The organism is Streptomyces sp. NPDC051940, from assembly GCF_040680895.1.
Taxonomy (GTDB): Bacteria; Actinomycetota; Actinomycetes; order Streptomycetales; family Streptomycetaceae; genus Streptomyces.
On the sequence record NZ_JBFAXR010000031.1, the window covers coordinates 20,839 to 33,725 of the forward strand.

Here is a 12,887-nt window from a genome sequence, read left to right on the forward strand (position 1 = left end):
TGCGTGTCTCCTAGCTGCGGGCCCGGTCGGCCAGCTCGTGCAGCACCTCGGCCGTGGGCACGGGTGCCTGCCGGATGCCGGTCAGGTCCTGGTTGAGGTACCCGGTGTACCGGGCGGTGGCCTCGGTGAACTCCCCCGGGGCGCCCTGCGGGCGGAAGCCGTGCCGTACGGCGAGCGCGCGCAGCTTCGCGTCCGTGCGCAGGGCCTCGCCGAGCCGGCGGCCCGCCTCGGTGACGGGGACGACGGTGTGGTCGGAGGACACGGTGGTGTCCGGGTAGAGGACCGTCAGGTCGCCCGGGTCGTCGCCGGCCAGCAGCAGGGCGGCGACCTGCTGTTCGTACACCATCACCAGCGGATTGCCGACACCGCTCACGAAGTCCCGGAACGGGCCGTCGGAGCTGGGCTGCTGCGCGCCCTGCACCTGGACGAGCTTGCGCAGCAGGCCCTGGGCGCGGTCGACGGCCGGGCCGTCGGCGACCACCTTTCCGCCGTTGGCGACGAAGGAGGCGGCGGCCAGGTAGAGCGCGCCGGAGTTGGAGCTGAGCGGGTCGGTGCTGGTGACGAAGAGCGTGCCGGTCAGCTCCTGGTGGCCCCGGGTGCCCTCGAGCTGCTGCCAGGTGGTGTCCCGCCGCGCGGCGCGCAGGTAGGCCGCCATGTGCAGGGTGCCGGTGGTGTGCTCCGAACCGCTGAGTGTGGCCAGCCCGTTGGCGTCCAGGACCTCGGCCGCGGTCTTGTGGGCGACGACGACCAGCGGCGAGTAGAACGGCCGCACCGGGCCGCCCCGCACCTTCGTCCAGTGGCTCAGCTCCTCGGCGGGGGCCGAACTGGACGGGAAGGCGAAGTCGTAGTCCTTGAGGGGGAGATCCCGCATGCTCCACGAGCCCGCGGTCTCCACCTTCACGGTGAGGCCCCTGTCCGCGAGGGCCTCCACCACTTCCGGATCCTCGAAGAACTCCGCCTTCTCCGATCCGATCACTCCACGCACGGTCGTCGTTGCCGTGCTGCCGCCCTGCGTGCCGCGGCCGGCGACGACGGCCGCGGCAACGCCGCCGATCACCAGTACCGCCAGGACGATGGCCAGTATGCGTCTCACGGGGGGAGCGTGCTCCGCGGAGCCTTCCATTCCCCGGGGCGGCGGTGAACGGCGGGTGGACGGCGGGTCTCAGGTCCGGTGCGGAACCCGGCGCGGGGTGCCCCCTGCTACGCCTGGCTGTAGCCGTCCAGGAAGTGGCCGATGCGGGTGATCGCGTCCGTGAGGTCGTCCTTGTGGGGGAGGGTCACGATGCGGAAGTGGTCGGGGGCCGGCCAGTTGAAGCCCGTGCCGTGGACGATCATGATCTTCTCCTGCTTGAGGAGGTCGAGGACCATCCGGGAGTCGTCCTTGATCTTGTAGACCTTCGGGTCCAGCCGCGGGAACATGTACAGCGCGCCCTTCGGCTTCACCACGCTCACGCCCGGGATCGCCGACAGCGCCTCGTACGCGGCGTCGCGCTGGGCGAGGAGGCGGCCGCCGGGCAGCACCAGGTCCTTGATGGACTGCCGGCCGCCCAGCGCCGTGGCCACGACGTGCTGCGCGGGGACGTTGGCGCACAGCCGCATGTTCGCCAGGATCGTCAGGCCCTCGATGTACGAGCGCGCGTGCTCCTTGGGGCCGCTGAGCGTCATCCAGCCCGCCCGGTAGCCGGCCACCCGGTACGCCTTGGACAGGCCGTTGAACGTGCACACCAGGAGGTCCGGGGCGATCACGGCGGTCGGGGTGTGCGTGGTGCCGTCGTAGAGGATCTTGTCGTAGATCTCGTCCGAGTAGACCAGCAGGTCGTGGCGGCGGGCGATCTCCGTCAGCGCGAGCAGCATCTCGTTGCTGTAGACCGCGCCGGTCGGGTTGTTCGGGTTGATGATCACCATGGCCTTGGTGCGGTCGGTGATCTTCCGCTCGAGGTCCGCCAGGTCCGGCATCCAGTCGGCGCCCTCGTCGCAGCGGTAGTGCACCGCCGTCCCGCCCGCGAGGGAGACGGCCGCGGTCCACAGCGGGTAGTCGGGGGCGGGGACGAGGACCTCGTCGCCGTCGTTGAGCAGCGCCTGCATCGCCATCTGGATGAGCTCGGAGACGCCGTTGCCGAGGTAGATGTCCTCGACGTCCAGGTCGAGGCCGACGGTCTGGTAGTGCTGCATCACCGCGCGGCGGGCCGGGAGGATGCCCTTGGAGTCGCCGTAGCCGTGGGCGTCGCCGGCGGCGCGGACGAAGTCCTCCAGGATCTCCGGGGGGCACTCGAAGCCGAACGGGGCGGGGTTGCCGATGTTCAGCTTCAGAATGCGGTGACCTGCCGCCTCCAGCCGCATCGCCTCCTCGAGAACCGGGCCCCGGATCTCGTAGCAGACGTTCGCGAGCTTTGTGGACTGGATCACCTGTGACATGTCGACACCTTACGGGGAGGTAACGCCCGGCGCCTCCGGATATGCGCGAGTGAGGGACAGCTCACGCTTCGTCGCTCCGCTGGTGCCGCGTTGTCCCCGGGACTCCGGTATGCCCCGGTGGCGCCCCGCCGCGCGGGCCAGGGGCGGCCGAGTGCGCTTCAGGTCCGGCCGCCCACGGCCGTTAGACTCGCCCGCCATGGGTACGAGGGGCCGCAGGGCCAAGGGCAGGGACCGAGGGCGTCCGCTGCCCGGTCGGCAGAACTCCGCCGGTGACGACCCCTATGAGGGGCGGCGGGCGGCCGCCGAGGCCGACCGCTATCCGCTGCGCCGGCCCGCGTCCTCGGGCGGGGCCTCGCAGCCGGGCGGGCGGCAGGTCTTCGTCGACGCCTCCGGGCGGCGCAGGAAGCTCGTGCGGTACGGCATGGCGGCGGCCGGTGTCGCGTTCGCCGGGTTCCTCATGGTGCTGGTGGCCGGTGTCCTCGGCGCCGGGCCCGCGAGCGACGGGCTGCCGTGGGTGCAGTCGAAGCCCGATCCGCTGCCGAGCGGTTCCCCGGGTAAGCAGAAGGACGGGTCCGGCGACGGGTCCGGCTCCGGCTCCGGTGACGCCGAGGCGTCCGCGAAGCCGGCGGCCGACACCTCGGCGCCGTCCCCGTCGCCGTCCGGGGCGACGTCCGCACCCGAGGCGTCCGACTCCCCGGCCCCCACGACGACCAGCCCCAACCCGGGCTCCACCAAGTCCAGTAGCGGCCACGGCCAGGGCACGACGCCGCCCGGCGCCGGCAACGGCGGGGGCGGCCGATGAGGCGCTCCTCGCGCGGTCGCGGCGGCGGCACGCCTCGGCGCGACCCCTCCCGCGAGGGCGGGAGCGGACCGGAGCGGGGAATGCCTCGCCGGTCCGCCGGCGGCGGCCCGGGTGGGCAGTCCCGGTACGACGACCCCGAGATGCCCCGGTACGCCCGGGGCGGCGGCACGCCGCCGCCGTACGCCGACGAGGGGCCGGCCCCCGGTTACCCGGAGGGCCCCGGCGGGCCGTCGCCTTACGGCGATGAGGGGCCGGGCGTCGCGCCCGCTTACCCCGAGGGGCCGGGCGCGCGGGCGCGCGGGCGGGGCCCTGGGGGGCCGTCGCCTTACGGCGATGAAGGGCTGGGCGTCGCGCCCGACTACCCCGAGGGGCCAGGCGTGCGGGCGCGTGGGCGGGGCCCCGGCGGGCCCCCGCCCTACGGCGCTGAGCGTCCGGGCATGGGCGGTCGGGGTCCCGGGCCGGCGTCCCCGTACCCGGGCGGGCACCCGGCGACGGGCGGTCCGGGTCCCGGCCCGGTTACGCCGCATCCGGCTCAGGGCCCGGGTATGCCGCATCCGGCTCAGGGCCCGGGTATGCCGCATCCGGCTCAGGGCCCGGGTATGCCGCATCCCGCTCAGGGCCCGGGTATGCCGCATCCCGCTCAGGGCCCGGGTATGCCGCACCCGCCCCGTGCCGCTGGCACCCCGCCGCACCCGCACGGCCACGGCCCCGCGATGCCTCCGGGCGCCGCGATGCCGCCGCAGACCCCGTACCCCGGCGCCCCGGGCCCCGGCATGCCGCCCCCGCGCGTCCACCAACCGGGCCCCGGCGGGCCGCCCGCGCACACCCAGCCGATACCGCAGTACCCCCAGCCCGTCCCCGGCTACGCCGCCGCGCCCCCGCACGCCGTGCCCGCGGATCCCCTGGGCGTGCACCCCCTGCCCGCCGATCCGCTGGGCGCCCCCGCCGCGCCCCCCTACGTCGCCCGGCCCCGGCGGCACGCCGACGAGCCCCCGCGCTACGAGGCCGCGCCCTCCGGCGCCGGGCCTGCGGAGCCCGCCGGGGGCTTTCATCCCGAGCGGCCGCGGCCCGTCGCCGATCCGCGGCGCCACGCCCGCCCCCGGCGTACCGACCCCAAGGCCCACTGGATCCTGCTGGCCCTGACCCTGATCGCCGCCGTGGCCGCCCTCCTCTTCGAGGGCTACACCCACCACGAGGTCGCCGCCTCCGCCCCGCCCCCCGCGGGCGCCTGCGCGGCGCCCGCGCCGAAGGGGATCCGGTCCAGCGCCCCCGTCCTGCGCGTCGGGCCCGGCGGCAAGGTGGAGTCGGCCGCCCCGGCCAAGGGCACCGCCGCGCTGACCTTCGACGGCGGGCCCGATCCGGTGATGACACCGAAGCTCCTGGACCTCCTCCGTAAGAACAAGGCGCACGCCACCTTCTTCGTCACCGGCGCCCAGGCCGCCCGGCACCCCGAACTGGTGCGGCGGATCAAGGCGGAGGGCCACGAACTCGGCTCGTACACCTACACCGCCGCCGACCTCGGCAGCGCCTCCGCGGTACGCACCCGGCTGGAGCTGTCCCTCACCCGCAACGTCCTGGCCGGCGCCGCCGACGTCAGCCCGCACCTGCTGCGGCTGCCGTACACCACGACCCCCGCGCGGCTGTGCGAGGCGCAGTGGGAGGCGGCCGAGCGCGCCGCCGGCGACGGCTATCTCATCGTGGCCTCGGGCCGCGGTGTGCAGCAGTACGCGCAGACCCCCGCGACGTACACCCGGCTGGCCAAGAGCCTGGCCGCGCCCGGGGACAAGACCCGTTACACCACGGTCTCCACCGCCCTCGGCCTGCCGGACGCGAACCCGCCGGCCGGCACGATGGCGGCGTGGCAGGGCAAGGGCCTGCTCGGGGCGCAGAGCGCGGCGCACGTCTTCGCCGTCGGCATGACCTGGTTCCTGGGGCTGGCCGGTGTGCTCACCGTGGGCCGGCTGGCCCTGCTGATGGTCTTCGCGCGCACCCACGTCAGGCGCGTACGGCGGGCCCGCCGCCCCCACGCGGAGATCAACGCCCCCGTGACGGTCATCGTCCCGGCGTACAACGAAGAGGCCGGGATCGAGCAGACGCTGCGCTCCCTGCTCGCGAGCACGCACACCTACCTGCAGATCATCGTCGTCGACGACGGCTCGACCGACCGGACGTACCAGATCGCCTCCTCCTGCCCCGATCCGCGGGTGATGGTGGTCCGCCAGCCCAACGCGGGCAAGGCCGCCGCCCTCAACACCGGGCTGGCGTGGGCGCACTTCGACCTCGTCGTGATGATCGACGGCGACACCGTCTTCGAGCCGGACGCCATCGGCAACCTGATCCAGCCCTTCGCCGACCCGGCCGTCGGCGCGGTCAGCGGCAACACCAAGGTCGGCAACCGCGGCGGGCTGCTGGGCAGGTGGCAGCACCTCGAGTACGTCATCGGCTTCAACCTCGACCGGCGGATGTTCGACGTGCTGGAGTGCATGCCGACCGTGCCGGGCGCGATCGGCGGGTTCCGCCGCGACGCGCTGCTCGGCGTCGGCGGCGTCAGCGAGGACACCCTCGCCGAGGACACCGACCTCACCATGGCGCTGTGCCGGGCCGGCTGGCGCGTGGTGTACGAGGAGACGGCGATCGCCTGGACCGAGGCGCCGGCGTCCCTGCGCCAGTTGTGGCGCCAGCGCTACCGCTGGTGCTACGGCACCCTGCAGGCGATGTGGAAGCACCGCGGCGCGCTGCGCGAGAAGGGCGCCGCGGGCCGCTTCGGCCGCCGCGGTCTGACGTACCTCGGTGTCTTCCAGACGCTGCTGCCGCTGCTGGCGCCCATCGTCGACGTGTACGCGCTGTACGGCGTGCTCTTCCAGGACCCCGCCACGTCCCTGCAGATCTGGCTCGGCTTCCTCGCCGTGCAGCTGGTCGGCGCGGTGTACGCGCTGCGCCTGGACGGGGAGCGGCTGGGTCCGCTGTGGACGATGCCGCTGCAGCTGTTCGTGTACCGGCAGCTGATGTACCTGGTGGTGGTCCAGTCGGTGTTCACGGCCCTGCTCGGCAGCCGGCTGGGCTGGCACCGGATGCAGCGCACCGGCACGGCGACGGAGACCCTGCGCCAGGCGGTGTGAGGCTCTCCGTTCCGGACGGCCGTCGGGAAACGGCATCGTTCGGCCCTCTCGGCACCGGGCCGATCAAGCGGTACCGTTCCGGGGCCCCCACACGTATGAACCCGGACCGCGGCGCGGTCCGGGCGCGCCAGGTCCTGGGAGCTTCGCCCCCGGACCCCGTGGGGGACGGGGCCGGGGGCGGGGGACCGGTCAGCCCCGGCGCCGTACCGCCCGTCCCGGAAGGGCCGTCGTCCGCCGCCCGTCCCGGATGACGAACTCCCCGTTCACCAGCACGTGCGGGATCCCCGTGGGCGTCCGGCGGGGGTCGTCGTACGTCGCGCCCGCCCCGACCGTCGCCGCATCGAAGAGGACCAGGTCGGCGCGGTGGCCCTCGCGGACGGTGCCGCGGTCGGGCAGCCGGAGCCGGGCCGCCGGTCGGGCGGTGAGGTGGTGGACGCAGTCCTCCAGGGTGAGGACGCCCAGCTCGCGGACGTAGTGGCCGAGGTAGTGCGGGAACGTGCCGTACGCCCGCGGATGGGGCTTCGCACCGTGCAGGATGCCGTCGCTGCCGCCGGTGTGGGTGCGGTGGCCCATGATCGTACGGACGTTGGACTCGTGGCCGACGTGCTGCAGGATCGCGGTGGACAGGCCGTCGGTCAGCAGGAGTTCGCGGGCCGCAGCGAAGTTGGGGATGCGGCGGCCGATCCAGCCCTTGAGGCCGTCCTGGGAGACGCCCGAGACCTCGATCGTCGACCAGTCCATCGGGACGCCGTGCGAGCCGTCCGAGCCCTCGGCCTCCAGCACGTGCCGGATCCGCTCGCAGACCGCCGCGTCGCGCAGCCGCGCCAGCGTCGCCTCGGGGCCGCCCTCGGTCGCCCAGCCGGGCAGCAGGGCGGCCAGGGTCGTGCTGCCGGCGAGGTAGGGGTAGGTGTCGATGGTGACGTCGACGCCCATGGCGAGCGCCTCGTCGAGGAGGGTGAGCAGTTCGGGCGCGCGGCCCTCGTTGACGCCGAAGTTCATCGTCGCGTGGGCCAGGTGCAGGGCGCAGCCCGAGGTCCGGGCCAGGCCGATCATCTCGGCGTACGCCTGCAGCGCCCCGGCCCCGTACGAGCGGTGGTGCGGGCAGTAGTAGCCGTCGTACGACGCCACCACCCGGCACAGCTCGGCGAGTTCGGCGGTCGGGGCGTACATGCCGGGGGTGTAGGTGAGGCCGGAGGACATGCCGGCCGCGCCCTGTGCCAGGCCCTCGGCGACCAGTTGCTTCATCCGGGAGAGCTCCGCGTCCGTCGCCGGGCGGTCCTCCCAGCCGACCGCGAGCGCGCGGACCGTGCCCTGCGGGACGAGGTACGCGGCGTTGACCGCGATGCCCTGGCGGTCCAGGCGGTCGAGGTAGCCGCCGACGGTGCGCCAGTCGAAGTCGATGTCCGACCCGTCGCCGTTCCAGCCGGCGATCTGCCGCCGCACCTCGCCCAGCGTGCGGTCGTCCACCGGCGCGTACGACAGGCCGTCCTGGCCGAGGACTTCGAGGGTGACGCCCTGCGCGGTCTTCGCGAGATGCTCCGGGTCGCGCAGCAGGGCGAGGTCGCTGTGCGCGTGCATGTCGATGAAGCCGGGGGCCAGGACCAGTCCCGCCGCGTCCAGTTCGCGCGCACCGGTGAGGCGGTCGGCGATCTCGGCGACACGGCCGTCCGCGACGCGCACGTCGGCCCGGCGGCCGGGCGCGCCCGTGCCGTCGACGACGAGCGCGCCGCGGATGACGAGTGACATCAGAAGTAGGTCCGGACGAAGTCCGACACCGTGCCGTCGGCCTCGACGACGGGGATCAGCTGCCACTTGTCGAAGATCGTGCAGGGGTGGGACATGCCGAGGGCGACCCACTCGCCGACCCGGATCCCCGCGCCGTCCGCCACGTCGAGCCACGCGTGCTGGTCGGACAGCCTGCGCACGGTCAGCCCTCGCGCCGGGCGCACCGTGCCGTCCAGCCCGCGCACCGACAGGGGCACCGGCAGGTCCAGGTCGTACGCCAGGTCCCGCTTGCCCGCGTTGACGAACGCCTGGCCCGGCTCGGGGAGCGAGACGACCTGCGTCCAGATCCGGAACGCCGGTGCCAGGCTGCCTTCCTCGGGCAGCCGGTTGAACGGCGTGATCCGGGCGTAGTGCACGTCGTCGTGGCTGACGTACGCCCCCGAGCGCAGCAGCTTCAGCACCGGCCGCGACAGCTCGGGCAGCGCGGCGAAGGAGTCCGCCACCGCGTCGAACCACTCGCTGCCCCCGGCGCTGACCACGATCTCGTCCAGCCCCTCGAAGCGGTCGGCCTTGTCGAACTCGACGGCCAGCGCGGTCAGCCGGCGCAGCCACTCCCGGACGCCCGCCTCGCCCTTGGGCGTCGCCTCCGCCTCGTATCCCGCGACGCCGGCCAGGCGCAGCGCCGGCGACGCGGCGACGGCGTCCGCCACCTCGCGGCAGGTCTCCTCCGTCCGTGCGCCGGTCCGTGCGTCGGGACCGCCGCCCAGCTCCACGACCACGTCCACCGGCCGGCCGCCGCGGCCGCGCAGCGCCTCGTCCATCAGGCGCACGCCGGCCACGGAGTCGACGTAGCACACGAAGCGCAGCTCCGGGTCGTCGTCCAGGCGGGCGCCGACCCACCGGAGCGCGGCCGGGTCCACCAGCTCGTTCGCCAGGAAGATCCGCTTGACGCCGTGCGCGTACGCCACCCGCACCTGGTGCGGGACGGCCAGGGTGATGCCCCAGGCGCCGTGCTCCAGCTGGCGGTGGAAGAGCTGCGGGGCCATGGACGTCTTGCCGTGCGGGGCGAACGCCAGGCCGTGGGCGGTGCAGTAGGCGGCGAGCGCGGCGAGGTTGTGCTCCAGGGCGGCCGCGTCCAGCGTCAGCAGGGGCGTGGTGAAACCGCCGCCGAACAGCGGGCGGCGCTCGGCGGCCAGATCCGTCAGCAGCATGCCGTCGGCGTCCGGCGGCAGGCCCTTGAAGCGGTAGTCGGCGCGCTCGGCTGCTGCCTCCGGCATGGGGTCCCTCCCGGCTCCGGCGTTGCGTCCTGTGCAACGCGCATTGCGTATATCGCGAATGGCTGTCTAACATCCCGGCGGACGGCAGGTCAATGCGGCTCCTCCCGGTTCGGGGGATCCCGGACGGTGTGAGGAGGGCGCTGATGTACGACGTGGTGTGCCTCGGCGAGACGATGGTCGCCTTCGCCCCCTCGGCGCCCGGCCCGCTGGCCGCGGTGCCGTCGTTCGAGCCCGGGATCGGCGGCGCCGAGTCGAACGTCGCGTGCGCGCTGGCGGCGGCCGGGCACGCGGTGGCCTGGGTGAGCCGACTGGGGGCCGACGGTTTCGGCGATCTGGTCCTGCGGTCCGTCGCCTCGTACGGCGTGGACGTCTCCGCTGTCGAACGGGACGCCACACGGCCGACCGGCGTCTACTTCCGCACCGCCGCCGAGCGCTCCACCACTGCCCGGGACCCCGAGGTCGCCTACTACCGGGCGGGATCGGCGGCGTCCGCCCTGGCGCCCGGGACGGCGGTGCCGGACACGCGGATCCTCCACCTCACCGGGATCACGCCCGCCCTCTCGCCCGGCTGCGGCGACCTGGTGCGCGGGCTCACCGCGCGGCGCCCCGGCAGGCCCCGGGTGTCCTTCGACGTGAACTACCGCCCCGGTCTGTGGCGCGGCGCCGCCGACGCGGGCCTGATCTTCGCGGATCTGGCGCGCGGCGCGGACGTGGTGTTCGTCGGCGCCGACGAGGCCGAGGCGCTGTGGGGCGCGGCGGACCCGCAGGCGGTCCGCGCGCTGCTCCCCGAGCCCGCCGTGCTGGTCGTGAAGCAGGGCGCCGCCGGGGCGACCGCGCTGACGGGTGCGGGCACGGTGCACGTCCCCGCCCGCCGGGTCGAGGTCGTCGCGGCCGTCGGGGCGGGGGACGCGTTCGCGGCGGGGTTCCTCTCGGCGACACTGGCGGACCTGCCGGTACGGGACGCCCTGGGGCGCGGTCACGATTTCGCGGCGCGCGCCCTCTCCTCCCACGGGGACCTGGCGGCGCCCGCGCAGGCGGCGCGGCGATGAGCCAGTCCGTGGGCCGCGCGCTGGCCATCCTGCCGCTCCTCGCCGAGGGGCCCGCCGGTCTGGAGCAGGTCGCCCGCGAGCTCGGCGTCCACAAGTCGACGGCCCTGCGGCTGCTGCGCACCCTGCACGAGCACGGGCTGGTCTACCGCCAGCAGGACCAGCGCTACCGGCTCGGCGCCCGGCTGTTCACGCTCGCCGCGCAGGCCGCCGAGGGTCTCGACGTACGGGAGATCGCCCACCCGCATCTGGTGCGCCTGAACGAGGAGTGCGGACACACCGTGCACCTCGCGGTGCGCGAGGACGACGCGGTGCTCTACATCGACAAGGTCGAGAGCCGCTATCCGGTCAGGATGTACAGCCGGATCGGCAAGCCCGTGCCGATCACCGTCGCCGCGGTGGCGAAGCTGCTGCTCGCGGACCTCCCGGAGCCCGAGCGCAGGGCGTTCGCCGAACACCTCGACTATCCGGCGTACACCCCGCGTTCGGTGCTCACCCCCAAGGAGCTGCTGGCCGAGCTGGCGGCGGTCCGCGAGCAGGGGTGGGCGACGGACTTCGGGGGGCACGAGGAGTCCATCAACTGCATCGCCGCCCCCATCCGCGGCGCGGACGGCCGTACCGTCGCGGCCTGCTCCCTCTCCGCCCCGTCCGTCGTGATCGGCGCCGATGGGCTGAAGGAGCTGCTGCCGCTGCTGCGGCGCACGGCGGAAGCCATCAGCAACGACTATTCAGGAAGAATCCCCGCATGACCGAGAAGATCGCGATCACCCCGCCCACCCACACCACCCCGCCCGCGAAGTTCTCCCACGGCGTGCGCAAGGGCGGCATCCTGCAGGTCGCCGGCCAGGTCGGCTTCCTCCCCGCCGAGGACGGCAAGCCGCCCACGCCGGCCGGTCCGGGCCTGCGCGAGCAGACCCTGCAGACCCTGACCAACGTGAAGTCGGTACTGGAGCAGGGCGGCGGCTCCTGGGAGGACGCGGTGATGATCCGCGTGTATCTGACGGACACCGGCCACTTCGCCGAGTTCAACGAGATCTACAACGAGTACTTCGCGGACCTGAAGGCCGTCCCGGCGGCGCGCACCACGGTGTACGTCGGCCTCCCGGCGGGCCTGCTGGTGGAGATCGACGCGCTGGCCGTCCTGGGCTGACCCGCCCGGTCCACGGGGCCGCCCCGCCCCGTCGCGGCCTGGGCCCGGCTCAGGCCGCGACCCCGCGGAAGGTCCTGCGGTACGCCTGCGGGGTCGTGCCCACCCGTCGTACGAACTGCTGGCGCAGGGCCGCCGCGTTCCCGAACCCCGTGCGCGACGCGATCGCGTCGACCGTCAGGTCCGACTCCTCCAGCAGCTGCTGCGCCAGCAGCACCCGCTGGCCGAGCAGCCACTGGTACGGCGTCGTCCCCGTCTCCTGCTGGAAGCGCCGGGCGAAGGTGCGCGGCGCGAGATGGGTGCGGGCCGCCAGCTGTTCGACACTCGCCTCCTCGGCGATGTGCTCCTGCATCCAGCGCAGCGCCTCCCCGATCGCATCGTCCCGCCCGGCCGGCGCCACGGGCGCGCGGACGAACTGGGCCTGCCCGCCCTCCCGGTGAGGGGGTACGACCATCCGGCGGGCGATCTCGTTCGCCACCCCGGCCCCCTGCTCCTTGCGGACGATGGCGAGGCAGGCGTCGATCCCGGCCGCCGTGCCGGCCGACGTGATCAGCGGGCCGTCCTCGACGTACAGCACGTCCGGCTCGATGAGCGCTCCCGGCACCACGGCCGCCAGCTCGTCGGTGTACCGCCAGTGCGTCGTACACCGGCGCCCCTCCAGCAGCCCGGCGCGGGCCAGCAGGAACGCGCCGGAGCAGATGCTGAGCACCCGCGCCCCGCGGTCCACCGCGTCGCGCAGCGCGCGCAGCAGCTCCGGCGCGAAGTCCCGGGTGAGGAAGCCGGATCCGGCGGGCACGGCGATCAGGTCCGCCTGCGCGAGGCGCTCCATGCCGTACGGCGTGTCCACCGTCATGTGCGGGTTCACCAGCAGCGGCGCGGGCTCGGCGGCCACGACCGCGAAGTCGTAGACGGGCAGCCCGGCGTCCGAGCGGTCGAGGCCGAACACCTCGCAGACGACGCCGAGTTCGAAGGCGTTGACCCCGTTGACCAGCACGCACGCGACGTTCTCCAGCATGTCCCGCCCCTCTCCCGCCGGTTGCCGTTCCCCGCCTCCCCAGTATGGCAGTAATTCGATGCCCTACGGCAGTCCTGCCACTCGTTGTTTCTGCAAGGAACGGCGATGATTGAGGCATGAATTCGATGGAGAACGCACTCAGCGCCCTGTTCGTCCTGGTTCTCGCCCTGCTGATCGCCGCCCCCGCCGTGGCCGGCGCGGTGCGCGAGCGCCGCATCGACCGCCAGATCGCGTCCGCGGCCCGCTCCCACGAGGAGCGCACCGACCGCCACGCCCTGGCGGCGTAGCCGGAAGGCGCCCGCCTGCGGGCCGCCGCACTTGTCCGCCTCGCTCGTTGAACA

At 74.2% G+C, this 12,887-nt stretch carries 11 protein-coding genes; 6 read left to right on the top strand and 5 right to left on the bottom strand.

From position 1 onward, the window contains the following. Positions 1-10 precede the first annotated feature (10 nt). Together AB0M28_RS14970 and AB0M28_RS14975 are read right to left on the bottom strand one after the other, a co-directional pair. The gene (locus AB0M28_RS14970; RefSeq protein WP_365403485.1) at positions 11-1,123 is read right to left on the bottom strand and encodes a hypothetical protein; all 1,113 of its coding nucleotides are present in this window, start codon (positions 1,121-1,123) and stop codon (positions 11-13) included. Between the two features lie 77 nt (positions 1,124-1,200). Beyond that, the gene (locus AB0M28_RS14975) at positions 1,201-2,415 is read right to left on the bottom strand and encodes a pyridoxal phosphate-dependent aminotransferase (protein WP_365403488.1); all 1,215 of its coding nucleotides are present in this window, start codon (positions 2,413-2,415) and stop codon (positions 1,201-1,203) included. A gap of 196 nt (positions 2,416-2,611) precedes the next feature. On the opposite strand from AB0M28_RS14975, the gene AB0M28_RS14980 reads away from it, so the two are divergent. After that, positions 2,612-3,217 (top strand): hypothetical protein, encoded by a 606-nt coding sequence (locus tag AB0M28_RS14980; protein WP_365403491.1) that lies wholly within the window; start codon positions 2,612-2,614, stop codon positions 3,215-3,217. Between the two features lie 713 nt (positions 3,218-3,930). Then, positions 3,931-6,336, top strand: coding sequence for a bifunctional polysaccharide deacetylase/glycosyltransferase family 2 protein (locus AB0M28_RS14985; protein WP_365403494.1), 2,406 nt, complete (start codon positions 3,931-3,933; stop codon positions 6,334-6,336). 189 nt (positions 6,337-6,525) lie between these two features. Here the strand turns inward: AB0M28_RS14985 and AB0M28_RS14990 are convergent, their stop codons facing one another. After that, positions 6,526-8,082, bottom strand: coding sequence for a D-aminoacylase (locus tag AB0M28_RS14990; RefSeq protein WP_365403497.1), 1,557 nt, complete (start codon positions 8,080-8,082; stop codon positions 6,526-6,528). Beyond that, on the bottom strand, positions 8,082-9,338 hold the full coding sequence (locus tag AB0M28_RS14995) for an amino acid deaminase (protein ID WP_365403500.1): 1,257 nt from the start codon (positions 9,336-9,338) through the stop codon (positions 8,082-8,084). Before AB0M28_RS14995 ends, AB0M28_RS14990 begins: the two co-directional genes overlap by 1 nt. 143 nt (positions 9,339-9,481) lie before the next feature. Between AB0M28_RS14995 and AB0M28_RS15000 the strand changes: the two genes are divergently transcribed. The 3 genes from AB0M28_RS15000 to AB0M28_RS15010 are packed head-to-tail and all read left to right on the top strand — an operon-like array spanning position 9,482 to position 11,534. Continuing rightward, positions 9,482-10,387 (top strand): sugar kinase, encoded by a 906-nt coding sequence (locus AB0M28_RS15000; protein WP_365403503.1) that lies wholly within the window; start codon positions 9,482-9,484, stop codon positions 10,385-10,387. Further along, positions 10,384-11,133, top strand: a complete 750-nt coding sequence (locus AB0M28_RS15005) for an IclR family transcriptional regulator (RefSeq protein ID WP_365403506.1) — start codon at positions 10,384-10,386, stop codon at positions 11,131-11,133. The genes AB0M28_RS15000 and AB0M28_RS15005 overlap by 4 nt, the downstream gene beginning before the upstream one ends. Beyond that, positions 11,130-11,534 (top strand): RidA family protein, encoded by a 405-nt coding sequence (locus AB0M28_RS15010; protein WP_365403508.1) that lies wholly within the window; start codon positions 11,130-11,132, stop codon positions 11,532-11,534. The genes AB0M28_RS15005 and AB0M28_RS15010 overlap by 4 nt, the downstream gene beginning before the upstream one ends. A gap of 49 nt (positions 11,535-11,583) precedes the next feature. Here AB0M28_RS15010 and AB0M28_RS15015 read toward each other — a convergent pair whose 3' ends face one another. Continuing rightward, positions 11,584-12,546 (bottom strand): helix-turn-helix domain-containing protein, encoded by a 963-nt coding sequence (locus AB0M28_RS15015; RefSeq protein ID WP_365403511.1) that lies wholly within the window; start codon positions 12,544-12,546, stop codon positions 11,584-11,586. A gap of 116 nt (positions 12,547-12,662) precedes the next feature. Between AB0M28_RS15015 and AB0M28_RS15020 the strand changes: the two genes are divergently transcribed. Next, positions 12,663-12,833 (top strand): hypothetical protein, encoded by a 171-nt coding sequence (locus AB0M28_RS15020; protein WP_365403514.1) that lies wholly within the window; start codon positions 12,663-12,665, stop codon positions 12,831-12,833. The last annotated feature ends 54 nt before the right edge of the window (positions 12,834-12,887 follow it).

Bases quoted from the DNA above. Each gene is read 5' to 3' on its own strand.
- AB0M28_RS15020 (WP_365403514.1), top strand. From the start codon at position 12,663: ATGAATTCGATGGAGAACGCACTCAGCGCCCTGTTCGTCCTGGTTCTC.
- AB0M28_RS14995 (WP_365403500.1), bottom strand. From the start codon at position 9,338: ATGCCGGAGGCAGCAGCCGAGCGCGCCGACTACCGCTTCAAGGGCCTG.
- AB0M28_RS14970 (WP_365403485.1), bottom strand. From the start codon at position 1,123: ATGGAAGGCTCCGCGGAGCACGCTCCCCCCGTGAGACGCATACTGGCC.
- AB0M28_RS15010 (WP_365403508.1), top strand. From the start codon at position 11,130: ATGACCGAGAAGATCGCGATCACCCCGCCCACCCACACCACCCCGCCC.
- AB0M28_RS14980 (WP_365403491.1), top strand. From the start codon at position 2,612: ATGGGTACGAGGGGCCGCAGGGCCAAGGGCAGGGACCGAGGGCGTCCG.
- AB0M28_RS14985 (WP_365403494.1), top strand. From the start codon at position 3,931: ATGCCTCCGGGCGCCGCGATGCCGCCGCAGACCCCGTACCCCGGCGCC.
- AB0M28_RS14975 (WP_365403488.1), bottom strand. From the start codon at position 2,415: ATGTCACAGGTGATCCAGTCCACAAAGCTCGCGAACGTCTGCTACGAG.
- AB0M28_RS15015 (WP_365403511.1), bottom strand. From the start codon at position 12,546: ATGCTGGAGAACGTCGCGTGCGTGCTGGTCAACGGGGTCAACGCCTTC.
- AB0M28_RS14990 (WP_365403497.1), bottom strand. From the start codon at position 8,082: ATGTCACTCGTCATCCGCGGCGCGCTCGTCGTCGACGGCACGGGCGCG.
- AB0M28_RS15005 (WP_365403506.1), top strand. From the start codon at position 10,384: ATGAGCCAGTCCGTGGGCCGCGCGCTGGCCATCCTGCCGCTCCTCGCC.
- AB0M28_RS15000 (WP_365403503.1), top strand. From the start codon at position 9,482: ATGTACGACGTGGTGTGCCTCGGCGAGACGATGGTCGCCTTCGCCCCC.